General features: G+C 60.0%; 20 protein-coding genes. All 20 read right to left on the bottom strand.

Going from position 1 to position 24,228, the window contains the following annotated elements:
- Positions 1–133: 133 nt before the first annotated feature.
- A complete protein-coding gene (gene ftsZ / locus I2G40_RS03555) occupies positions 134–1,288 on the bottom strand; it encodes a cell division protein FtsZ (protein WP_022094491.1) in 1,155 nt (384 codons plus the stop codon).
- A 199-nt stretch (positions 1,289–1,487) separates the two neighbouring features.
- The gene (locus I2G40_RS03550; RefSeq protein WP_195544194.1) at positions 1,488–2,330 is read right to left on the bottom strand and encodes a cell division protein FtsQ/DivIB; all 843 of its coding nucleotides are present in this window, start codon (positions 2,328–2,330) and stop codon (positions 1,488–1,490) included.
- Between the two features lie 370 nt (positions 2,331–2,700).
- Positions 2,701–3,612 (bottom strand): UDP-N-acetylmuramate dehydrogenase, encoded by a 912-nt coding sequence (gene murB, locus I2G40_RS03545; protein WP_195544189.1) that lies wholly within the window; start codon positions 3,610–3,612, stop codon positions 2,701–2,703.
- A gap of 5 nt (positions 3,613–3,617) precedes the next feature.
- Entirely contained in the window at positions 3,618–5,036 is a 1,419-nt protein-coding gene (gene murC, locus I2G40_RS03540) for a UDP-N-acetylmuramate--L-alanine ligase (RefSeq protein ID WP_055286074.1), read from the bottom strand.
- 97 nt (positions 5,037–5,133) lie between these two features.
- Positions 5,134–6,249 (bottom strand): undecaprenyldiphospho-muramoylpentapeptide beta-N-acetylglucosaminyltransferase, encoded by a 1,116-nt coding sequence (murG, locus tag I2G40_RS03535; RefSeq protein WP_055286073.1) that lies wholly within the window; start codon positions 6,247–6,249, stop codon positions 5,134–5,136.
- Positions 6,239–7,732, bottom strand: coding sequence for a putative lipid II flippase FtsW (gene ftsW / locus I2G40_RS03530; RefSeq protein ID WP_195544188.1), 1,494 nt, complete (start codon positions 7,730–7,732; stop codon positions 6,239–6,241). The genes murG and ftsW overlap by 11 nt, the downstream gene beginning before the upstream one ends.
- A gap of 35 nt (positions 7,733–7,767) precedes the next feature.
- Positions 7,768–9,174 (bottom strand): UDP-N-acetylmuramoyl-L-alanine--D-glutamate ligase, encoded by a 1,407-nt coding sequence (gene murD / locus I2G40_RS03525; protein WP_195544187.1) that lies wholly within the window; start codon positions 9,172–9,174, stop codon positions 7,768–7,770.
- Between the two features lie 9 nt (positions 9,175–9,183).
- Positions 9,184–10,203 (bottom strand): phospho-N-acetylmuramoyl-pentapeptide-transferase, encoded by a 1,020-nt coding sequence (gene mraY, locus I2G40_RS03520; protein ID WP_195544186.1) that lies wholly within the window; start codon positions 10,201–10,203, stop codon positions 9,184–9,186.
- Between the two features lie 3 nt (positions 10,204–10,206).
- Complete coding sequence (locus I2G40_RS03515; protein ID WP_055286068.1) at positions 10,207–11,631, bottom strand: UDP-N-acetylmuramoyl-tripeptide--D-alanyl-D-alanine ligase; 1,425 nt, start codon at positions 11,629–11,631, stop codon at positions 10,207–10,209.
- A gap of 126 nt (positions 11,632–11,757) precedes the next feature.
- A complete protein-coding gene (locus I2G40_RS03510) occupies positions 11,758–13,380 on the bottom strand; it encodes a peptidoglycan D,D-transpeptidase FtsI family protein (RefSeq protein WP_195544185.1) in 1,623 nt (540 codons plus the stop codon).
- Between the two features lie 260 nt (positions 13,381–13,640).
- A complete protein-coding gene (locus tag I2G40_RS03505; protein WP_022094483.1) occupies positions 13,641–14,111 on the bottom strand; it encodes a hypothetical protein in 471 nt (156 codons plus the stop codon).
- Positions 14,112–14,201: 90 nt separating this feature from the next.
- Positions 14,202–15,167: a 16S rRNA (cytosine(1402)-N(4))-methyltransferase RsmH gene (gene rsmH / locus I2G40_RS03500; RefSeq protein WP_006234266.1), complete on the bottom strand. Its 966-nt coding sequence runs from the start codon at positions 15,165–15,167 to the stop codon at positions 14,202–14,204.
- Positions 15,168–15,187: 20 nt separating this feature from the next.
- A complete protein-coding gene (locus tag I2G40_RS03495) occupies positions 15,188–15,622 on the bottom strand; it encodes a division/cell wall cluster transcriptional repressor MraZ (protein ID WP_006234269.1) in 435 nt (144 codons plus the stop codon).
- 461 nt (positions 15,623–16,083) lie between these two features.
- The gene (gene xerD, locus I2G40_RS03490) at positions 16,084–17,025 is read right to left on the bottom strand and encodes a site-specific tyrosine recombinase XerD (protein WP_195544184.1); all 942 of its coding nucleotides are present in this window, start codon (positions 17,023–17,025) and stop codon (positions 16,084–16,086) included.
- A 2-nt stretch (positions 17,026–17,027) separates the two neighbouring features.
- Complete coding sequence (locus I2G40_RS03485) at positions 17,028–18,689, bottom strand: CTP synthase (protein ID WP_006234274.1); 1,662 nt, start codon at positions 18,687–18,689, stop codon at positions 17,028–17,030.
- A 178-nt stretch (positions 18,690–18,867) separates the two neighbouring features.
- A complete protein-coding gene (locus I2G40_RS03480) occupies positions 18,868–19,206 on the bottom strand; it encodes a helix-turn-helix domain-containing protein (protein WP_195544183.1) in 339 nt (112 codons plus the stop codon).
- A gap of 256 nt (positions 19,207–19,462) precedes the next feature.
- Entirely contained in the window at positions 19,463–20,944 is a 1,482-nt protein-coding gene (locus I2G40_RS03475; RefSeq protein WP_006234276.1) for a DUF1846 domain-containing protein, read from the bottom strand.
- 481 nt (positions 20,945–21,425) lie between these two features.
- On the bottom strand, positions 21,426–22,913 hold the full coding sequence (locus I2G40_RS03470; protein ID WP_394815226.1) for a YfcC family protein: 1,488 nt from the start codon (positions 22,911–22,913) through the stop codon (positions 21,426–21,428).
- Between the two features lie 138 nt (positions 22,914–23,051).
- Positions 23,052–24,047 (bottom strand): ornithine carbamoyltransferase, encoded by a 996-nt coding sequence (gene argF / locus I2G40_RS03465; RefSeq protein WP_006234279.1) that lies wholly within the window; start codon positions 24,045–24,047, stop codon positions 23,052–23,054.
- Positions 24,048–24,152: 105 nt separating this feature from the next.
- On the bottom strand, positions 24,153–24,228 hold a 76-nt coding region (locus I2G40_RS09815), incomplete at its 5' end, for an arginine deiminase family protein (RefSeq protein ID WP_195239190.1).

The following is a 24,228-nucleotide window of genomic DNA, read 5'->3' as shown; positions in this document are numbered from 1 at the left end:
TAAAGCCGTTTGTCTCCACCCGCGTAGCGGGTGGTTTAAAGCTGGCCGCTGCGCGGCCAGCGGACTAAAGTCTTGAATAAAAAGGGCGCGTCCATACGGACACGCCCCTGTGCACAACAATGCAAAGAACGACTTAGAAGCTACCGCGCTTCAGGAAGTCGGGAAGCTCGAACTGATCGTTGCCGAAGTTAGGAAGCTCGGTGCCACCGACGTTGCGGGTCGGAGCGGCCTGAGCCGGGCTCGTGGCAGGAGCGGTGCGCTGCGGCTCAGCGGAGGCAGCGGCCTTGCTCTGAGACTGCTGAGCAGCAAAGAGCTCGTCCTGACGGTTGACGTTGGAGTCGGAGAAGCCCGTAGCGATGACGGTGATACGCACCTGATCGCCCAGGGACTCGTCGACAACGGTACCGAAGATGATGTTGGCCTCGGGGTCGACGGCGTTGGCGACAACGTCGGCGGCGTCGCTGATCTCCTGGATGCCCAGGTCCTTGGAACCGGCGATGGAGAGCAGCACGCGCGTGGCGCCATCGATGGAGCTCTCGAGCAGCGGGCTGGAGATGGCCTGCTGGGCAGCGTCGACGGCACGGGTGTCCCCAGAAGAGGTACCGATACCCATCATGGCGGTACCGGCCTGCTTCATGATGGTCTTAACATCGGCGAAGTCCAGGTTGATGATACCGGGGACGGTGATGAGGTCGGTGATGCCCTGGGTGCCCTGGGAAAGGACGCCATCGGCAATCGCGAAGGCCTCGAGCATGGTGGTCTTCTTCTCGGCGATGTCGAGCAGCTTATCGTTAGGGATGACGATCATGGTATCGACGCAATCGGAGAGGGTCTTAATGCCCTCCTCGGCGCTCTTCTTGCGCTTGCGGCCCTCGAAGGTGAAGGGCTTGGTCACGACGGCGACGGTCAGCGCACCGACCTCGTTCATCGCGATATCGGCAACGATGGGAGCAGCGCCGGTACCGGTGCCACCGCCCTCGCCGCAGGTGATGAACACCATGTCGGCGCCAGCGAGCGCCTCGGCAATGTCGTCGCGGGACTCATCGGCAGCCTTGCGGCCAACCTCGGGGTTGGCGCCGGCGCCCAGGCCGCGGGTAAGGTCGGTGCCGATGTGCACCTTGATATCGGCATCAGAGATCGCGAGTGCCTGAGCATCGGTGTTGATGGCAACAAACTCGACGCCGCGGATGCCCTCTTCGATCATTCGATTGACCGCGTTGGTACCGCCGCCGCCGACGCCGACCACCTTAATGACGGCAAGGTAGTTGTTGATCTCTGTCTCGTGCATGTCGGTCCTCCGAACAAAGGTTATAGCCATAGCATGGGTCGACCCCTGCGCACATTAACCTTCAGGTTGAAAGTAAATGCAAAGGTAAACCGTATTATGTTTGCACATTATGAACGTATCAGTCAAATAATTGACCGTGAAAACCAAACAAACCAGATAAACGGCGTGGTATGGCCCCTCAACAAAGCATCAACCAGCGCTACGAGGTCGGAGCGTTCCTAAATGTATAGTTACCCGGAGAGCGCACATTGATATACGTTACGCCCTCTACCTGCGAAAGCAACTTGGTGACTACGCGTTCCTTCTTGACGATATCGTCCGAATCGCCCAGCGACACCTCAATGCCGTTATTGAGGTTTGCCGAGATGGCTTCGACCGAAGGCGTGGAAATATCCTTGACTTGTCCCAAGAACTCGCTCGAAAAACCACGCACATAATCCAAGCCAGCCTTAACGGCCTTGGAGCTCACCGCCTGGCCGGAAACCGGAGCGATATCCGCCGAGACATCAGTCAACAACACCGCGCCATAGTGCTTAGCGAGCGCCAGCGCGGCATCAATGCCGGTCAGGGTATTTGAGCCCTGCCCCGTCGTGATGACGTTGCCCTGGTCATCCACTTCGACCGACGTCGACAGCGGGGCGATCCAGGTGTCATCATCCCCGATGGCCCAGGCAAGGTCATCGGAGCTGATATAGGCAATTGCGATGACCTTGCGCTCCATCGGCGTAATGATGAGCGTATGCGGGAACTGACGCTGGACATCTACGCCCGAGACCCACGGGTTCTGCTTGAGGTCCTCGGTAATCTGGTCGGGATCGACGTTAAAAAGCGACGTTCCCTCGGGCAAATCGATCAGCTGGATAGCATCGTGCTTCGTCACATGCTCGCTGCCTTGAATCTGAATATCAGTGGCGGTAAACAATCCAGAGTTAATCACCACGATGGCAACGACGACGAGCACGGCCAAGACGGCCAGAACGCCGCCAACGATTTTGCCTTTGCCTGTAACGACAGAAGCGGCGTCTGATGTTTTATTTACCATCGCCCCAAGTGAAGACAACGGGTTGACGCTTTTTTTACCCGAAGGCTTCTTGGCGGTAGCCGGCACCGATGTCAGCGAGCGCGGTTTCGATGCGCCCAGCGTGCGACCTGGACGCGGCGCTTTAGTTCCCGTCGAGGGCTTAGGAGTTGCCATGGGACGGGCAGGTTTGGCGCCCATAACAGGCTTTGACGTCACCGAGGGACGCGAGGACTTTTTTGCGGCCGGACGATTACCGAGCTGCGAGCCGACGACCGGACGACTGGTCTGTCGAGCATGCCCGACAGACTTAGAATGCGCGACGGTATTGCGTTGAGGTTTGGCAGGCGCGCCGGAACGCCCTCCGGCGCGGCGGAAGGTGGGTTTCGATGCTCTAGAAGCCGAGGAATTTAACTTCCGGTCTGAGCTCGATGCCATACGCCTCCCTCACCTTTCCGTGCACATGTCTGATAACCGCGGCAACGTCATCGGCCGAGGCAGTTCCGTTATTAACGATAAAATTAGCGTGAACGGGCGAAACTTCCGCGCCGCCAATCGAAAAACCCTTTAATCCACAATCCTCGACAAGCTTGCCCACACTCGCATCGGGCGGGTTGCGAAAGACCGACCCGCAGGATGCGCGACCCATGGGCTGCGTACGCTTGCGCCTCGTCAGGTACCGCTCCATGCGCTCGCGAATGTCGGCCTTGGGCGCCGGTTTAAGCTTGAGCACGCACTCGAGGATGATCTCATTGCGGGGAAGGCTACATTCGCGGTAGCCCCAAGTGATCTCGGACCCCGCATAATGTTTGATACCGGATACCGGGTCAAACGTTACGACATCCTCAACCAGCGAGCCAATCCACTCGGTCCGTGTGCCGGCATTCATAGATATCGCACCGCCGACCGAGCCAGGGATGCCAACGGCAAACTCAAGGCCCGAGAGGCTACGCGACAGGGCATCGTTGACCAGGCGCGCAAACATCACGCCCGCACCGACCGTCAGCGTACAACCGTCATCGGCAACAACCGTGCGCTGAAACTCACGTCCGAGCGAAATGACGGCGCCGCGATAACCGCCATCGGCAACCAGCAGATTGGAGCCCTTGCCGATGATGACCCACGGCACCTGCTCGCGATCGAGCACCGCCACGGCGCGGCGAAGGGCATGATAGCTATGGCACGTCACAAAGAGGTCGGCCTTGCCGCCGATACGATAACTCGTATGACGCGCAAGGCGCTCGTCCTCGATCACATCCGTGTCGATCATGCCCGAGAGCGCCATGACGGCGTTAAACAGACCCATTAGACTTAAGCGTCTTTCTTGGCAGTCAGATACTCGATAAACTCGGGACCGACGGTCGTAACGTCACCGGCACCCATGGTGAGCAGCAGGTCGCCCTCGCCCACCATCTGCTCGAGCTCCTGATTGAGCTCAAGACGGCTGGAGCAGTACACGACCTCCTTGCCAGGATGCTTGGCGCGCACGGTATCGGCGAGCATCTTAGAGGTAACACCCGGAATGGGCATCTCGCCAGCCGAGAACACATCAATCAGCAGCAGTTTATCGGCATTGGCAAATGCATCGGCAAAGTCGTCGCACAGGGCCTGCAGACGCGAATAACGGTGCGGCTGGAACACGACGTCGACATGCTTGTAGCCCAGCGACGAAGCGGCAGCAAGCGTCGCCTTGATCTCGGTGGGGTGATGGCCGTAATCATCGACCACGGTGATGCCATCGATATCGCCCACGTGGGTAAAGCGACGGCGGACGCCCTCAAAGCTCGAGAGCGCCTTGGCGGCGGCGTCGATGTCAAGGCCCAGAACATGGGCGACGGTGAGCACCGCCGTGGCGTTGAGCATGTTGTGGCGACCGGGATTGCTCTTGATCTCCACAGCGTGCTCAGTGCCGTCCTCAAAGCGAACGATAAAGTCGCTCTGGATGCCCTTGACATCCGGGTGCATGCAGACGATGTCGTTGCTCTCGGCAAAGCCGTAGGAAAGCACGTGACGGCCCGTCGACTTGGCGAGCTCGACCAGATGCGGGTCCTCACCGCAGACGATGACGGTGCCGTCCTCGCCCACCAAGCTCATGAATTTGGCGAAAGTTGCCTCGATCTCCTCGATACCCGAGTAGTGATCGAGGTGGTCGGCCTCGACGTTGGTCACAATGACCACGTTGGGGTTCAGGAACAGGAAGGAGCTGTCGGACTCGTCGGCCTCGGCGACAAAGTAGTCGCCCGAGCCGTTCTTGCCGTTCGTGTCATAGCCCTCGACGATGCCGCCGATCAAGAAGCTCGGATCCAGGCCCATGCGGTCGAGCATGGTGGCGCACATCGAAGACGTGGTGGTCTTGCCATGCGTGCCGGCAACAGCGACGGTGGTGTAGCCGTGGCCCAAAGCAGAGAGCATCTTGGCACGGGGCCACACGGGAATACCAAGCTCGCGAGCGCGCACGAGTTCAGGGTTGGACTCCGGAATAGCGGTGGAGACAACAACCACGTCGGGCTTGACCTCGTCGATCGTGGCGGCCTCATGGCCCACATGCACCTTCACACCAGCGCGGGTAAGCTGGCGGATATAACGTGACGTCTTAAGGTCGGAGCCGGTAACGGCATAACCACGCTCGTGCAGAACGAGGGCGATGCCGCTCATGCCGGCGCCGCCGATACCGATAAAGTGGGCGCTCTTAAACTCGGGCGCGGAGGTTGCAGTCTGGGAATCAGCCATGTGCTCGTGTACTCCTTGCGTAAACACTGCCTGTAACCCGTTAACTGTACCGCACCTACCGCATCAGCGCGAGGGCGACCGACGATATCCCGTCTAACTAACGCAAACCCTCTACCGCATCCGCCAGAAGAGCGGCGGCCCTATCCTGAGCCAGACCACGCGCCGCCTGACGCATGGCGTCGCGTGCCGCCGCGTCATCGACCAGGTGCAGCAGCTCATCGGCAAAGGCAGAACCGTCGATATCGGCATCGGCGCAGAGCACGCCGGCCCCGGCGTCGACCAGATAACGGGCATTGGTGGTTTGGTGGTCGGCTGTCGCATGCGGGTACGGCACGAGCACCGAAGGCACGGCGAGCGCAGCGATCTCGGCCACGCTCGATGCGCCCGAACGCGAGAGCACCAAATCGGCAGCAGCCAGCATATCGCCCATGTTGTCGATGTATGTCTGGACGCGGTAACGCTTCGCCTCCTCGGGCGTCAGCGCCAAAGCGCGCTCGGTCTCCTCAAAGCCGTCGGCACCCGTCGAATGCAACACATAGAGATTCTTGCGCGAAAGCAGCTCGTTTTTGAGCGAAACCACGCGCTCGTTGAGGTGCTGGGCGCCAAGTGAACCGCCAAAGACGAGCAGCAGCGTAGCGTCCTCGGGAACACCAAGTGCCTTGCGGCCGCGAGCGCGATTGCCCTCGATCACCGAGCGACGTACGGGGTTACCGGTCATGAGCACGTGGTCAGGGTCACCTTCGCGCTCAAAGACCGAACGCGCTGCCGGCACCGAGATGCACACGCGGGCGGCGTGGGAGTTCATCATCTTGTTGGCCAGGCCCGGAACAGAGTTCTGCTCATGCAGCAGATACGGAACGCCCGCGCCCTTGCACCACCCCAGCAGCGGAACCTCGACATAGGCACCAAAACCGATGGCGGCATCGGGCTTGCCGACCTTTGAGAAATGATTGGCGAGCGCACGTTTGGCCTTGTTGACACGCCACAGCGAGGTCAGCGCCGTCCAAGGACGGGAGCGGTCGAAGCCCGTGACCGTAATGGGCACAAAATCAAACCCAGCCTCGGGGACCAGACGACCCTCGAGCTTGCGCGACTGGCCCACGAACACAACGTGGTGGCCACGGTCACGCAGTTCTTCGGCCAAGGCGAGCGCGGGGTTGATGTGTCCTGCCGTGCCGCCGGCTGCAATAGCAACGGTCATTTTATCGGTCATGGTAGTCCCTTCGTACACGCGGTCCCTGGTCGTCGGTACGCAGACGCGCCGACGGGTCCGAGTTCAAATCGATTCGATTATATCCGCCGCCCGCGTTGCGAGGGCTGGGGCGCTGCGGACGACCTTGCGGAGCCGTTCGCGAGCGTGGACGAGCTGCCGGCTCGGTCGCAGAGCCATCCAGGACGGTAAAACCGTTACGCGAAGATCGCTCGCCGCGCACGTGGGGCACGCCGGCGGTACTCTCATCCATAACGGCAAAGCTCTCACGGCGGCGGTCATACTCATCGCGGCGGGCGCTCTCGTACGAAACGCGCAAGATCAACCCGGCAAGCATGAGCGACACAATAATCGACGAACCGCCGTAGCTAATAAACGGCAGCGGTTTGCCCGTCATGGGAAACACGTTGAGGATGCCCAGCGCATTAATCAAAAACTGCACCGCGAGAATGACCGCGGAGCCAGACGCCATAAGCGCGCCCCGACGATCGGTCGCCTGCTCGGCAATGCGAAACGCCGAGTAGATTAGCATCGCAAACACCAAGAAGAACAGCACGGTTCCGACAAAACCGACTTCCTCGCCAATGATGGCCAGGATGTAGTCGTTGTGCGCTTCGGGCAGATACGAGTACTTCATTGTTGAGTTGCCAATGCCGCGGCCGAACAGACCGCCCGAGGCAAAGGCCATGATTGCAAGCGTGGCCTGATAGCCGTCACCATACTCGTCGGCCCAAGGGTTCAAGGCAACCTGAATACGCACCATACGGTACGGCTCTGCGACAAGCGCAATCACGATCACGAGAATGCCGAAGATTAGCACGCCGATGATAAATCTGGGGTCGAGACCCGCAAACAACGCCATGCACATGAGGGTCAACAGGATGATCAGGACAGTACCGAAATCGGGCTGGATAAAGATCAGAAAGAGCGAAATGCCCAGGTAGATGCCCATCTTGCGAAGGAATTCGTTGATGTTGCCACCGGGCGAAAAGAAGCGATCAAGCATGATGGCCGAATACGCAATGGCAAATGGCTTTAAAAACTCGGAAGGCTGGAACTGAATACCGGCGATGTTGAGCCAGCGCGTGGCGCCACGGCTGCCGCTGCCCACCAAGAACACCAGAAGCAGTAGCCCTATCATGCCGATAAGGAAGATCCTGAGCACATCCTCCCCAAACCAGCTGTCCGGCAAAACGCGCACGATGGCAATCAGCGCCAGAACACCGACCACGGCAAACGCGGCCTGTCGACCCAGAAAAAACGTCGCCGAGCCATTCTCGTGCAGCGCCTCGACCGAAGACGCCGAGTACACCATCAGCAGGCCAAAGCATACCAAGGTAAACAAGCAGGCCATGAATATCAAACGGGGGCGCATGATACGGGCGGGAACGCCGGCAATATAGCGTTCGCTAAACGACTGCCCACCGTGGCTGGAACGCGGTGTGGTGCGACGTGAGGAAGCACGGTCCGAGTCGGGCCTCCTCATACCTTGTCGGGGGCTCTCCTCTCTCACCGCAACCCCTATTCCATTTGTGATTTCGCTGTAGCGGCAAGCTGAGCCACGTAGTCCTTAAACACGCGGCCGCGCTCCTCATAGCCCGAGAACTCATCGAACGAAGAGCAGGCAGGAGAAAGTAAGATCACATCGCCACGGCTCGAAAGCGAACGGGCAACGTCCACGGCGTCGCGCAGGTCATCCGCCTGGGCGATATCCACATCGCCATCGACATCAGCCTCGTCCATAGCGGCGGTGAAGCGCTCGCGCGCATCGCCAAAGCAGACGACCGAGCGCACGTTGTCCATAACGACGCGCGCGAAGTCCGTGAGCGGCGTGCCCTTATCGTGGCCGCCGAGCAGCAAGATCACGTCGTCATCGGGAAATGCCGTCAGTGCCTTCTCGACCGCATCGGTGTTGGTCGCCTTGGAATCGTTGACGTAGCGCACGCCGTCAATCTCGCCACACGGCTCCACGCGGTGCTCGAGCGGCTGGAACGAGGCCAGACCGCGGCAGACACCATCGACATCGGCACCGACTGCCAAGGCAGCCGTGGCAGCACACAGGGCATTGATAACATTGTGATGGCCCGAGATCTTGAGCTCGGATGTAGCGATGAGCGGGGTCTCGACGCCCTTCAGACGCACGATCATCTTGCCATCGCGCACAAAGGCGGCATCCTCGCCCTCAGGCTCGTCAAAGGCAACCTTGCAGATGCGACGACCCGGCGTGTAGATGTACTCATCGAACTCGTGAATGCCGGCGTCTTCGACGTCGACAACCGCCAGATCGTCATCAACCATATTGTCAAACAGTTTGATCTTGGCAAGCGCATAGTTGTTATGGCTCTTATGCCAGCCCAAGTGGTCGGAAGTGATGTTGAGCAGCACCGCCACGCGAGGATGGAGCTCGGTAGTCGTAGCAATCTGATAGCTCGAGAGCTCAGCCACAAACCACTCGTTGTGGGCTCGGCCGTCAATCTCGTTGACCGGCGGCTCGCCGATGTTGCCGACAGCAACGCTGGCCTCGCCGGCAGCCTTGAGCAGATAATCAGTCAGCGACGTGGTAGTCGTCTTGCCATTGGTACCCGTGATGACAATCCAGTTATCGGGCGACAGGCGATAGGCAAACTCGGGCTCACCCATAATCTGGGCGGCATGCTCGCGCCCGGCCTTAAAGAAGCCCGAGAACTCCGAGATGCCCGGGCACGTCACGCATACGTCATAGGCGCCCTCGACCTGTTCGGTCCCATAGACAAACGACGCACCAGCAGCCTCGAGCGCACGCGTGGCGTCATTGGGCTCAGAGGTGCCGCCGCCATACACGGTAACGGCACTTACGCGCTCGGGATGTGCCAGCGCCCAGCGGGCGACATCGAGACCGGATTTGCCCTGACCCAAAACGAGCAGGCTAAAGACATCAGCAAGAGGCATGAAAGACCACTATCCCAACTGGAAGAACAAAGCAAGGCCAACGGCACCAAAGGCCGCAGCGATAATCCAAAAGCGGATGACGACCTTGGTCTCGGCCCAGCCCTTCTTTTCGAAATGATGATGGATGGGCGCCATAAGGAAGACGCGCTTGTGCGTAAAGTGGAAGTAGACAACCTGAATCATGACCGACAGGGTCTCAACGATAAACAGGCCGCCGATGATGAGGGAGACGACCTCGGTATTGGTCATGATGGACGTGCAGGCAAACGCGGCGCCCAGGGCAAGCGAGCCGGTATCGCCCATAAAGATGCTCGCCGGATAGCAGTTGAACCACAGAAAGCCCAAACAGGCACCGGCACACGCGGTGCAGAAGATGGACAGGTTCACGTCTCCGTGCAAAAACGCCATGGCAGCCATGGCGAGCATGGCAATCATCGAGGTGCCGCCAGCAAGACCATCAAGGCCATCGGTCAGGTTCACGGCATTAGAAAGACCGGCGATCATCAGCCAGCAAAAGACAATGTAGAGCCACGGGAACGAAAGGCCGCAGATGGTGGTCGAAAGAACACCGAGGTCAATCGCCAGGCCGCCGGGAAAACGAATCTCGGGGGCGACGCCGCACCAATTGACGGCGAGCACCGTAAAGGTGACACAGATAATGGTTAGGCCGATCATCTTGGCATGGGGCGTCAGACCGAGCGAGCGCCCATGCGTAACGGAGGTCAGGTCGTCGATCAGGCCCAGCACGCCGGTCGCCAGCGTGGCGAGCAGCACGAGCACGAGCTCGGTGGTGAGCTTGCCCATCAGCAGGCAGGTCAGCGAGATCGCGACGAGGATGACAACGCCACCCATGGTGGGCGTTCCCTGCTTAACCAAATGACGCTTGGGGCCGTCGGCACGAACCTGCTGGCCGATACCCTCGACCTTGAGTAGCTTGATCCACCACGGCATGAGCAGCAGCGCAATGGCAGCGGCGATGCCAAGCCCCAAAAAAGCCTGATACGTTGGATACGAGGGATTGCCGAACATGGGCTAGCACACACCTTCCACAAAGCGGTCGAGCTCAACAAAGCGGGAACCCTTGACCAGTACAACATCATGTTTTTCAAGCGCGCCGCCCATGCGGTCGAGCACCTGCTGATAATCGGAGAACACCTGGATGCGGTCCTCGTCCATGCCCATCATGCGCGCGGCATCGGCCATAAGCTGGGCCAGCTCACCACCCACGCACGCCAGCATGTCGAGCTTCTTGGCGGCGGCATAGGCGCCCACGAGCTCATGCATGCGAGGAGCCTCATCGCCCATCTCGCCCATCTCGCCCAGGATCGCCATGCGAGACCCCGTGCACGAAAGCGAGCACAGTAGATCGAGGCCAGCAGCCATGGATTCGGCACTGGCGTTATAGGAATCGTCGATGACGCGGGCACCGCTCTTGGCGCGCTTGATCTCCTGGCGGTGACCGGTGATCGTGAGGCCCCTAAAGGCAGCATCGATCTGCTCGGGCGTCACGCCCAGGCGATAGGAAACCGCGGCGGCCTTAACGGCATTAGGAACGGACTGCACGCCGGGGATGGCAAGCATGGTATCGATCGTCTCACCCTGGCCAAAATCGAGCGTAAAGACCGGACGTCCCTCGTCATCAACACGAATGTCGCGGGCACGGACCTCATCGTCGTCCGAGACGCCGGCCAGCATAACGTCGATACCAGCAGGCTGGGCGAACGTATCGCGAATGAACGGCGTAAAGTCGTCCTCACCGCCCAAAACCAGCAGCGGCAAGAAGTCGCCGGCGGCGCACATACCCTGGACAATCTCGGCCTTAGCGCGGGCGATGTTCTCGCGGCTGCCCAAAATGCCGATGTGAGAGGTACCAATCTTGCTCACGATGGCAAGGTTGGGATTGGCGGACTTGGACAGGCGCTCAATCTCGTGGAAATGGTTCATGCCCATCTCGAGCACCAGGACCTCGGTATCGGCCGGAGCGGAAAGCACCGTGAGCGGCATGCCGATCAGGTTATTGAAATTGCCCTTGGTGGCCCAGACACGATAGCGCTTGGCGAGCACGGCGGCGAGCACGTCCTTGGTCGTCGTCTTGCCGATGGAACCGGTAATGCCAACGACCAGGCAGCCAAGCTCCAGGCGATACGTGTGCGCCAAACGCAGCAGAAACTCCTCGGGATCATCGGTCAGCAGGATGGCGCACCCCTTGTCCTGCGCCAGCGAGACCAGCTCGGCCTCGGGCTCACGCGTCATCACGACGGCGCCGGCACCCGACTGGACGGCACGGGAAGCAAAATCATTGCCGTCGACGTTTTCACCGGGAAAGGCGACGAAAATCGTCCCTTCCTCGACCTGGCGCGAGTCGATAACGCACCCGCGGCATACCCGATCGGCTTCTCCCGTCACGGTTCGGGCCCCTGTTGCGGCCGCGAGGTTGTTGACGGCGATCTCTATCATTGCAGCTCCCCTGTAAACCTAATAATGCTATCGGCGTATTGTATCCCAGCGCCGCACATGCGTGGTGCAGGGCATGTGAACACCCTCATATGGGACAACAAACCACGCCCCAAAGATTGTAACCCCCTACTTCGTGTGCGGGATACCCAGCACGTCGAGCGCGTTGGCCATAATGGACTGGAACGGCACCGCAGCGGCATCTGAGCCGCTCGGCGTTCCGTCGAGCGTGATATAGCACAGCACCTTGGGCGATTGTGCCGGTGCAAAGCCCATAAAGGACGACATGTAGTTCTCCTTGAGGTAGCCGCCGTTCTCGTCGGCACGTTCGGCCGTACCGGTCTTACCCGCCATGTCATAGCCGTCAACCGCGCCGCCAACGCCCGTTCCCTCGGACACGACCGTCTGCATGCACGATGTCACCTGGGATGCGGCGTCCTCCGAAATCGCGCGCTCGCCTTCGCCCCAGTCCTTCTCGTCGCCTTTGCTGGACTTATAGAAGTGCGGTGTCATCATCACGCCGCCGTTGGCGATGCCGCCCACGGCGCGTGCGATCTCAATCGGCGAGACGGACAGCGCCTGTCCAAAGCTCATCGAGCCCAGCGTGGCGCCGTCATACTGGTCACGCTCCTTGACGATACCCAGGCTCTCGCCCGGAAAATCGACACCAGAGCTGTGACCGATGCCCCACTTGTCCACATAAGCGGCAAAGTCATCGGCACCGATCTTGCGCCCCACCAGGACAAAGCCCACGTTGGACGAACGGCGCATCATCTCGCGCACATCCATGGTCATGGCGTAGTCGCGCTTGTCGGCATCGGTGACGGTATCGTCGCCCACCTTGATGCTCGCCGGCACCTCAAACGACGTACTCGATCGCACGACGCCCAAGTCGAAGCCGGCGCCCGCCACGAGCGTCTTAAAGACCGAGCCGGGCTCGTAGGCGTCGGTGACCAGGCGCAAGTTCATATCCTCGGTCTTGGCGTTTTCCAGATTGGTCTGGTCGTAAGTCGGATACGAGCAGGCTGCCAAGATCTCGCCTGTCGTAGGATCGGTGACCAGCGCCGAGCCGTTCTTGGCCTTAGTCTTCTCAACTGCCTCTGCCAGGGCATCCTCGGCCGCACGCTGGATATTGACGTCGAGCGTCGTCACGATATCAACGCCGTCGACCGCAGCCACCTTTTTATAGGCACCGCCCGCGATATAGCTGCCGTCCCTCGCGCGCTCGCGTACGAGAGAACCGTTCGTGCCGGTCAGAAGCTTGTTGTATTGCTTTTCGAGACCCGTCAAGCCATCGTTGTCCACATTCACTACACCCAGCACCTGCGATGCCAGATTGCCGTATGGATATACGCGCTTCATGGCCTGCTCAAAAAGCACACCGGGCAGGTTCTTCTTCTCCAGCGTCGCAGCATCGTCTTCGTCCACCTGGCGCTTGATATACACCCAGGTTCCATCGGACTCAACGAGCTTGCGGCAGGTCTTTTTATCGATTCCAGTTGCCTTGACCAGCGCCGACACCGTCTTGTCAACGTCCTCGACAAGCTGCGGGTTCACGGCGATGTTGCGACATTCGACCGACGACGCCAGCACGTTACCGTTGCGGTCGTAGATGGTGCCACGTTTGGCATAGAGGGTCTGCGCAAGCAGGCGACGCGCATCGGCACGCTCGCGCAGTTTATCGGCTTCGGCAATTTGATAGTCGGCAAGGCGAAAGACGCCCAAGCCCAAGCCAAGCCCAATGAATCCCATGACGGCTTTGCGGCGAGGCAGAGGCGTGCCTGTGAGCCATTCGGTCGGCGAACTCTTGCGCGACCTGGTGTTATGCACTTGAGGGCCGCCCGAGCCGCGAAGTCGCGACGCCGGGTCGTTGCCACGGGACCGCCCGGCGTTGTAAGATTGCCGACCCGTTCCTTGATAACCAGAACGTCCCCGCGACGAGGGACGTCCAGAACCGCGGCCCCTATCGGAACCGCGGCGATAGTCATTTGTCATACTCAGCTACCGTCTTGCTACTGAGCGGTCGCGGTCGCGTTGGCGCCCGCGGCTGCATCCTGCGAAAAGTCAAGTGTAACGCTCTCGCTGGGCTCCACCATGCCATAAGCGCCCGCAAGGTCGCGAATGCGCGTGTCGGCGCCATAGACCGAATGCATGACCTCAAGGTCGGAGCTCTCATCGGTCGCCTTTTCGAGCGTGTTGGTAAGCTCGGCGTTGCTGTTGAGCACCTGGGCGGTAACGCCGGCGAGCGCCACGCGGGCGACGCCGATCGTCATGAAGATAGCCGCAATGATGCAAAACGTTTTAAGAACGCTCATGAAAACCGGGCTTACCGCCTGGTTTGCCTGACGGCCCGCGCCCGTGTAGACATCAAAGCGCGGCGTGCGCTGCTCACGGGGAGCAACGGGGGCCTGCGGCGTCTCACGATAGGCGGGCATGGCGTTCATATCATAGGCGAGTGCTGCGCTTGAAGTGTTGTAGCCCATGATATGCCGCCTCCCATCCCGAGTACGTTGGTAGTGTGTTTAAGCTTCATTTATGGTGCGAGCGGGAGGTCCAATATCGCGCGGTCGCGCCTACAGACGCTGCGCCACGCGGATTTTGGCTGATCTCGCCCGAGGGTTGCGCTCAACCTCATCAGGCTGGGCAACCAGGGGTTTGCGGGTGATGACCTTGAGTATCGGCACGTTGCCGCACACGCACACCGGAATCTCCGGCGGACACGTGCACCCCTGGCTCATCTCCTTAAAGTGGTTCTTTACGATACGGTCCTCGAGCGAGTGATACGAGATGACGCAGATACGTCCGCCCGGGTTGAGCCACCTGGTGGCGGCATCAAGCCCTCGTTCGAGCACATCGAGCTCGTGATTGACCTCGATGCGAATGGCCTGGAAACTTTTCTTGGCCGGGTGTCCACCATGCCGACGAGCGGCAGCCGGGATACCCGCCTTGATGATCTCGACAAATTGGCCGGTGGTTTCGATCGGTTCTTGCTCGCGGCGGCGCACGATCTCGCGCGCGATCTGCGAGGCGAACTTCTCTTCGCCGTAAACGCGTAGAATCCGGGCGAGGTCGTGTTCGTTATAGGTGTTGATGACCTCAGCTGCGTTTAAGGTGTTATTACCCGGATCCATCCGCATGTCCAATGGGGCGTCCTCGTTATACGAAAAGCCCCTGCCAGGGATATCGAGTTGCGGCGACGAAACGCCCAAATCGAACAGGAAGCCATCGACCCCGGGCACCTCGGCCGAGCAAAGTAGCTCGTCCAAGTCGCCGAAGTTGCCCTTCAGCAGCTGGTGCGGAACGCCGGGAACCTCGCGGTCCAGACGGGCGCCAGCGGCCTCGAGGGCCATGTCGTCCTGATCGACGCCGAGCAAAAGGCCCGTCTCCCCCACCTGCGCGGCCATCTTTACCGAATGGCCGGCACCGCCAAGGGTGCAATCGCAGACAACGGAGCCGCTCTTTAGCCGCAGCGACTCAAGCACTTCGCCGAGCATGACAGGTTCATGCCGATATTCTTGTGTCAAGATCCCACGCTCCATCCGTTACCCGTGCCTTGCCCTTACGAGAAGAAGAGGTCCAGCAGGGCCTCATCGTCATCGTCCTCATCGGCCGCGGCGCGATCCCAAACCTCAAGGTGGTCGTAGTTGCCCACAACCGTGACCTCGCGGTCGAGGTTCGCCTGCTTGCGGAGAGACTCGGAAAGACCGATACGACCGGCGCTGTCCACGTCCATCGACGTGGTGCGCTTGTTGATCGCCCTCATGAGCTTCTGGTCATTAATGTCACGCGGGTTAAAACCCTCGTGGCCCTCACGACCCGCGAAGAGTCCTTCGACCCACTTATCGAAGGCCTCGGCAGAGAACACGTACAGAGCATCGACATCCAGGGCTTTGAACACGCGAACGTGCTCTCCAAGCTCCTCGCGAAGGGGTGCAGGCAGGGACAGACGACCTTTTGCATCGAGATTGCGCTCGTATGCACCAGTCATTCCCATGTGCGCCCTCCCCTCGGTTACTCAGATGGCACGTACGCGGGGAACCACCCCGCCTGTCGACGTCATCAATAATATGGGGAACCGCCCCATTTTTCAACATCTTTCCCCACTCCTTCCCCCACCCCACCCCACCACTCCACCCCCTATATGTTGCAAAACACCCCCGAGCATATGTTCGAAAACACAATATGTTGTGTTTACAGCAACGGCGGGATGCCACCTGTGGCACCCCGCCGTTCAACCTCAACCTTCAAGTTGACCTTGAGGCGATTTTGCGTCCCTTTATATGCCGTTCACATCGCCCCCAAACTCCCCCACCCAAGGCACGTGCGGCCCACCACCGCGATGCCAAGTGGCGAAAAATGGGACGGGCCCCAGATTGCCCATGCGCGCGCAAAAGCACGCCGTGGCAATCTGGGGCCCGTCCCCAAATACCTATAAATTTGCAGGTCAGCGATGAGTTAACGATGCGCCAGCGGGTGCGCCGCCAGATAGACCTCGGTCAGTTGCGTACGATCGACATGCGTGTAGACCTGCGTGGTCGATATATCGGCATGTCCCAAGATCTCCTGTAGCACACGGAGGTCTGCGCCGCCCGCAAGCATATGGGTAGCAAAGGAGTGACGCAGCGTGTGGGGATGGAGTCCCACCAGCCCCACCTGGCGCCCGTAGCGCTCACAGATGGCATGGATGCCCTGGCGCGACAGACGGCGGCCGTTCTTATTTAAAAAGACCGCCGAGGTCTCGGTTCCGCGGGCATGGGCCGCCAAGCGAGAACGCCCCTCAGTTACATAGAGCATCAGAGCTCGCGCCGCGCTTCCCACCAGCGGGGACAGGCGTTCCTTTGAGCCCTTACCGCGAACGAGCACAAAACCATCGTCGATATGGATATCGCCCACATCGAGCCCCACCAACTCGCTCACACGCAAACCGCATCCGTAGAGCACTTCCAAGATGGCATGGTCGCGCAAGCCCATCTCGCCCTCGGGGAAGTCTTGATCGAGCAGCGCCGAGACATCCTCCACCGATAGATACTCCGGCAAACGCTCAGCCTTTTTAGGCAGGCGCAACGCCGTCGTTGGATTTTGGGCCACAGCCCCATCGCGCACCAAAAAGGCATGCAGGCCCTTTACGACCGCAAGCGCACGCTCCACCGAGGCATCGGAATAGCCCCCATCGCGACGGTCTGCGACAAAGCCCTCCACGACCTGACGAGTCACCTCTTCAAAAGACACAATACCCGCCCGCTCCAGATAGGCGCAGTACGTCGTCAGGTCACGACGATAGGCCGCAATCGTGTTGCGCGCCAAACCCCGCTCGACCGCGAGGTAATCGAGATACTCCCCCGCCGCCACGGCGAGCGACGAGGGAGTAGCTTCGGTATGTTCCTTATTCGACGGCACCCTTAGTCCGTAGCAAGGTTCATGGGCGTCACCTGCAGACGGTCGACACCCTCGTGCTGGCCGATCGAAGCGCGCACGAACTCGCGGAACAGCGGCTGCGGGTTGGTCGGGCGGCTCTTGAACTCGGGATGAGCCTGGGTTGCCACATACCACGGATGCACGTCGCGCGGCAGCTCGACCATCTCGACCAGGCGCTCGTCGGGCGACAGGCCCGAGATAACCAAACCGGCGTCCTCGAGCTGGTCGCGGAAGGCGTTGTTGAACTCAAAGCGATGACGGTGACGCTCGTAGACGAGCTCCTCGCCATATGCCTCGCGAGCGAGGGTATCGGCGGCGAGCTTGCACGGATAGGCGCCCAGGCGCATGGTGCCGCCCTTCTCGGTCACGTCCTCCTGCGAGCTCATCAGATCGATGACACTATACGGGCCATCCGGATCGAACTCGGAGGAGCTGGCGCCGGCAAGGCCGACGACGTTGCGCGCAAATTCGCACACGGCCACCTGCATACCCAGGCAAATGCCCAGATACGGAATCTTGTGCTCACGGGCAAACTCGGCCGCGAGGATCTTGCCCTCCAGGGCGCGCTTGCCAAAGCCGCCGGGGACCAGGATGCCCGAGGCGTCGCCCAAAACCTCGGAGACATTCTGCTCGTCGAGGCTCTCGCCGTCGACCAGCTGGACGTCCACATGGCGATCGTAGAAGACGCCCGCATGGTGCAGGGCCTCGATAACCGACAGGTACGCATCGGGCAGCTGCGTGTACTTACCCACGACGGCAATCTTCACCTTGTCGGCGTGATGGTTGGCGTGATTCTGTTTGCGCAGGAACTCGTTCCACTCGCTCATGTCGCGCTCACGCGGGTCCAGACCCAGACGCTCGCAAATGCGCAGGTCAAAGTCCTGCTCGGCAAGCAGCTGCGGAACATCGTAAATGCTCGCGCAGTCCTCGTTGGTAAAGACACAATCGGTGTCAACGTCGCAGAAGCTTGCGATCTTTCCGCGGATAGCGTCATCGATATGGTGGTCGGAGCGCAGCACGATGATATCGGGCTGGATGCCAAAGCTGCGGAGCTCCTTGACGGAATGCTGCGTGGGCTTGGTCTTGACCTCGTGGGCGGCGGCGATATAGGGAACGAGCGACACGTGGATGTAGCAGACGTTCTCGGGGCCGGCCTCCTTGCGGTACTGACGGATGGCCTCGACAAACGGTTGGGACTCGATGTCACCGATCGTGCCGCCCAGCTCGGTGATGACTACATCGGAGCCGGTCTGCTCCTCAATGCGGCGGAACTTGTCCTTAATGGCATTGGTGACGTGGGGAATCACCTGCACGGTACCGCCCAAAAAGTCGCCGCGACGCTCGCGGGCGATCAAGCTCTTATAGATGGCGCCGGTCGTAAAGTTGGAATCGCGGGTCAGGTTCTCATCAATAAAGCGCTCGTAATGACCCAGGTCCAGGTCGGACTCGTAACCATCCTCGGTAACGAAGACCTCACCATGCTGGAAGGGGCTCATGGTACCGGGGTCGACGTTCAGATACGGGTCGGCCTTCTGCATCGTTACTTTGTAGCCACGCGACTTGAGCAGACGGCCCAGCGAGGCCGCGGTAATACCCTTGCCCAGGGACGAAACCACGCCACCGGTTACGAACACATGCTTGGTCATATTGAGTTACCTGCGCTTCCCGTAGAAGTTGTTTATCCACATCTTACGGGTCTTCATTGTAATACTCGCGCCGCGGACCGTTCGCAATTTTTCTCGCGTGCGATTGCATTTCTCAATCTTGAAACAAAACGCCGCCCGGTTTCCCAGGCGGCGTCGCTATGGCAAGGGTTACATGCTGCTATCGATCAGCAACCTCGTCCTCGAGCATTTCTTGAACGAGCATGCCGGTACGGACGCCCTCAAGATACCACTCGCCATGTTCGGTGAGGCAAATGCCATTTGCAAGCTGACCGCCGTCGTCGCTATAACGCGAGACGACATCAATCATGCCTTCGGAATCCAAGCGATCGATTGCGGCGCGGGCACGATACGGCGAAACCCCCACGCGCTCGGCAAGCGTTTTGCGCGAGAAACCATACGGCCCGCCATTGTCTTCGGTTTGCCGGTCGATCTCCATCAACACCAGCACCTCGACACGCTTCATATCGTTGACACTCGCACGACCCTTGCCCGCCATAGCAGCCTCCTCAAACCGAGCACGAGCATCTAACGCGCCGTGCGCGACCGACACACCTCACGATGGCAGGTAATATCCATCATGCGGCATCCCGCTAAGGATGAAACAGTTATGGTTATTGTATACCGCTCAAATTGTTTCTAGGCAGGTAAACAGCTATTTTTCGCCGAAATAGGCGCTTTATTGATCAAAAAGCCGTACCGGGCGCTAACCCGATACGGCCAAAATGCAATGCAATTACCGCGGTGCTTCAAACTTAGCGATGGAAGAAACCGCGGCGCTCAAACTTGGGCTCGCAGCACACGTTGATACCCAGTTTGCGCAGTACCGTCTCGTCCGTCGGCGAGATAATCACGCTAAAAAAGGCATCGCAACCGCGCAGCTGCTCCAGGCCCGAAAGGACGCGAGCGGCCGTCTCACTCGTGGCCGAGGTGATCGACAGCGCCATAAGCGTCTCGTCGGTGTGGAGGCGCGGGTTTTTGCTGCCCAGGAAATGCGTCTTGAGCTTGCTGATGGGCTCGATCGCCTCATCGCTGATAACCTCGAGCTCAAGGTCGACGCCCGAGACGTGCTTGAGGGCGTTCATAATGAGCGAACTTGCGGCGCCCAGGCGCGTGGAGGTCTTACCGGTCACCACGGAGCCATCGGGCATGACCATGGCCCCCACGGGACCACCCGTCAGCTGCTCCCTGGTGAGGGCCGCCGAGCGCGCCGGTGAGTAGTTCTTATCGATGCCGGCTTTCTTCATAATAATCTTGAGACGGTCGACTTGCTCATCGCCCACGCCGGTACGGCGCACATTTTCGACCGCGGTAAAGTAGCGGCGGACGATCTCCATCTTGGAAGCGTCGCGGCAGGCATCGTCATCGGTGATGGCAAAGCCGACCATATTGACGCCCATGTCCGTAGGACTCTGGTAGGGGCTCTTGCCCAGGATCTTTTCCATCAGAGCACGGACCACCGGGAAGGCCTCGACGTCGCGGTTGTAGTTGACTGTGGTCTTGTTGTAGGCCTCAAGGTGGAACGAATCGATGATATTGGCGTCGTCGAGGTCAGCCGTGGCGGCCTCGTAGGCAATATTGACCGGATGCGTCAGAGGAAGATTCCAGACCGGGAAGGTCTCAAACTTGGCATAGCCGGCGGCCGTGCCATGCTTGTGCTCGTGATAGAGCTGAGACAGGCAGGTGGCAAGCTTGCCCGAGCCAGGACCGGGGGCAGTGACCACGACGAGCGGTCGGGTGGTCTCGACAAACTCGTTCTTGCCGTAGCCATCGTCGGACACGATCAGATCGACATCGTGCGGATACCCCTCGATGGGATAGTGCAGCTTGGCGGGAATACCGAGCGCGTTCAGGCGGTTGCGGAACACATCGGCAGCAGGCTGGCCGGCGTACTGGGTGATGACCACAGCCGCGACGGCAAAGCCGTTGCCGCGGAACAGGTCAACCAGGCGCAGCACATCCTCGTCATAGGTAATACCGAGGTCACCACGAGCCTTGTTTTTTTCGATGTGGTTCGCGTTGATCGCGATGATAACCTCAACGTCATCGGCAATGCTCTTGAGCATGCGGAACTTGCTGTCCGGTTCAAAACCCGGCAGCACGCGACTCGCGTGATAGTCGTCAAACAGCTTGCCGCCAAACTCCAAATAGAGTTTGCCGCCAAACTGCGAGATGCGCTCCTTAATATGAGCGGCCTGCAGCTCGATATATTTCGCGTTGTCGAAACCCTGGCGCATGTATGGCTCCCGTCCCGTTTCCATTTAATGTTCTAGGCGATTATAACGGAGCCCGCCCTCCCCGATACCCAAACCATCAACAGGCACCAACCAAACACGCCCACCGCAACCACCGGGGAACCAGGATGGCTAATTTGAGGCGGGGAACAAGTCGCTCAGCACCAACGATGGCAGCGCCGCAGGTTGAGCATAAGCCAGCGAAAGCCCGCCAGAGCGAGCAAGGTGACGTGAAAGAGGAGGGCATAGGCCTTTTGGCCATGCCCGACGATTGAACGTCAGATTGCCGCTCTGGCGGGCTTGCAGCGTCGAGCGGTTCCGGCGTTTGGTAAAACGCCGGAACACAAGAGCGCCCCCTCCCGCGCACGGAACGGAAGGGGGCTAAAGGTAGGAGTCTACCGGTGGGTTGACCCCACCGGACAGACGATGACCAGGTGATCCTTTACAGGATCGTCAAGGTTTCCGTGGGGTACCCGTTGGGTACTTAGATCAGCACGCAGGCAACGGTCAGGATGACGGCGCAGACGACGGAGAGAGCGACAATGAGCTTAAGGGCAAACTTGAGCCAGGTCGTCCACTCGATCTTGGCCAGGGCGAGACCGCCCATGATGGCGCCGGAGGTCGGGGTGAACAGGTTCACGACACCGATGGCGGCGGAGAAGATCATGACCATGACCTCGGGCGAGAAGCCGAGCTTAACAGCCAGCGGTCCCATGATGGGCATGGAGACGGTAGCCATACCAGAGGTCGAGGGGATCAGGAAGGACAGGCCGAAGTAGACCAGGAAGCTCATGGGAGCGAAGATCACGCCGGACAGGCCAGCCAGAGCATTGGCGGCAGCGTCGAGGACGAAGACGTCGAGGCCGGTGTTAGCCATGAGGACGGAGATACCACGGGCGAGGGCGATGACGAGAACAACGGACATCATGTCGGCAGCGCCGGTGATAAAGGTGTTAACGATCTGCTTCTCGGACAGGCCACCGATGATACCGATCAGGACGGCCATGAGGAAGAACCAGGTGGAAGCCTCGTCGAAGTACCACTGGCCAATGGGCAGGCCGGTGATCAGGGCAGACCAGCCCTGGACGACGGCGTTACCGTCGGCGTCGTAGACAGCGCCAGCGTCGAAGAAGTTAGCGACGCCCTCGTTGAGGTCGGCCAGCGGAATGAAGCCGACGATCATGACGACGAAGGTGAAGGCGAAGGCAATCAGAACACCCTTCTGACGACCGGTGAGCTTGACCTCCTTGTGGACCTCGGAAGCAGCCTTGCCGTGAGCCTCTTCGGCGTCCTTGAGCTCCTGCATCGACAGGATGGTGGAACCCTTGTCAGCCTTGACCTTCTTGGCGTAGCTCATCACGAAGAAGATGGACATAGCGGTAGTGACAATCCACAGGACGGCACCGAGGCCGATGATGATGGACTGGTTGACCTCAATGCCAACGCCGGTCAGAGCGTCGACGGCAGCGCCGACGGCGAACGGGTTAACCGTGGAGCCCAGGCAGCCGCAGCCAGCGCCGAGCAGGACGGTAGCAGCACCGACCATGGGGTCGAAGCCAGCGGCCATCATGGTAGCGGCGAGCAGGGCGTAGAAGGGAACGGTCTCCTCGCACATACCATAGGTGGTACCACCGAGGGAGAAGATGAGCATCAGCACGGGAATGAGCATAATCTCGTTGCCCTTAAGCTTCTGCACCAGAACGGCGATGCCGTTGTCCAGGGCGCCGGTCTCGGTCATCATACCGAGGAAGCCGCCCAGGATCATAACGAAGAGGCAGACGGGCAGAGCGTCAGCGAAGCCCTTAATCGGGGCGGTGCAGAAATCGCTCAGACGGGCGGCAGTAACCGCGCCGCCGGACGTGCCGGAGACGATAACGGTAATCACTGCGACAATTGCCAGCAGAGCAAGAAGAATGGTGAACGATGAAGGCATACCGCGCTTTTTCTTAGCGGTCTCAGTCATAGTTCTCATCCCCCCTTCATAAATCATTTACTGATCTCGCCAGAAGCGGCTCTTCCGTGCCGTGCCTGCCGCTTGATGCGAGATTATTACCAGATAAAACCGCTCGGGGTGTGCAGCAATACACCCCGAGCGAGATGCTAGATGCTCTTACTTGAGCGTGGCGTACATGACAGCCTTGATGGTGTGCATGCGGTTCTCGGCCTCGTCGAAGACCTTGGAAGCGGGGCTCTCGAAGACCTCGTCGGTGACCTCCTGCTCGGTGATGCCGAACTGCTCGCACTTCTCGGCGCCAATGGTGGTGTTGGTGTCGTGGAAGCTGGGCAGGCAGTGCAGGAAGATGGCACCCGGGTTGGCCATAGCCATGACCTCGGAGGTGACACGATACGGGGTGAGCTGAGCGATGCGCTCGGCCCAGACCTCGTCGGGCTCGCCCATGGAGACCCACACGTCGGTGTAGATAACGTCGGCACCGGTGACGCCGTCCTTGACGTCGGTGGTCAGCTTGATGGTGCAGCCGTTGGCCTCGGCGATGGGCTTGCAGGCCTCGATGACGTCGTCGGCGGGCATGCACTCCTCGGGGCCGCAGGCCACGAAGTTCATGCCGAGCTTGGAGCAGACGACCATGAGGGAGCGAGCGACGTTGTTCTTGCAGTCGCCCATGAAGACGAGGGTCTTGCCCTTGATGTCGTAGTTGAAGTTCTCCTGGACGGTCAGGATATCGGCGAGCATCTGGGTGGGATGCCACTCAGTGGTCAGGCCGTTCCACACGGGCACGCCGGACTTAGCAGCGAGCTCCTCGACGTCGTCCTGGGCAAAGCCACGGAACTCGATGCCGTCATACATGCGGCCGAGAACACGGGCAGTGTCCTCGATGGACTCCTTCTTGCCCATCTGCGACGAACCCGGATCGAGGTAGGTGACGCCCATGCCCAGATCCATGCCGCCGACCTCGAAGGCGCAGCGGGTGCGAGTGGAGGTCTTCTGGAAGAGCAGAACGATATTCTTGCCCTCGAGATAGCGGTGCGGAACGCCAGCGCGCTTCATATCCTTGAAGTTCTTGGAGAGCTTGAGCAGGTACTCGATCTCCTCGGTGGTGAGGTCGAGAAGCTTGAGGAAGCTACGGCCGGAGAGGTTAACACCCATGGTTCGATTCCTTTCGAAGAAATGAATTACGTAAGTATTAGTGTTGCCCGTTTAACGGGCGAAGCCGGTGCGGTTGTAGGGGGACCGCACCGGAAACGGAAAGACTTAGAGGTCCTCGCGCCAGAAGGGCATGCTCATGCAGCGCGGGCCGCCGCGGCCGCGGGAGAGCTCTGCGGAGGGC

The organism is Collinsella aerofaciens (assembly GCF_015558785.1).
In the GTDB taxonomy this organism is placed as follows: domain Bacteria; phylum Actinomycetota; class Coriobacteriia; order Coriobacteriales; family Coriobacteriaceae; genus Collinsella; species Collinsella aerofaciens_P.
The sequence above is the reverse complement of the archived record's forward strand: the minus strand, read 5'-3'. Positions and strand labels throughout refer to the sequence as shown.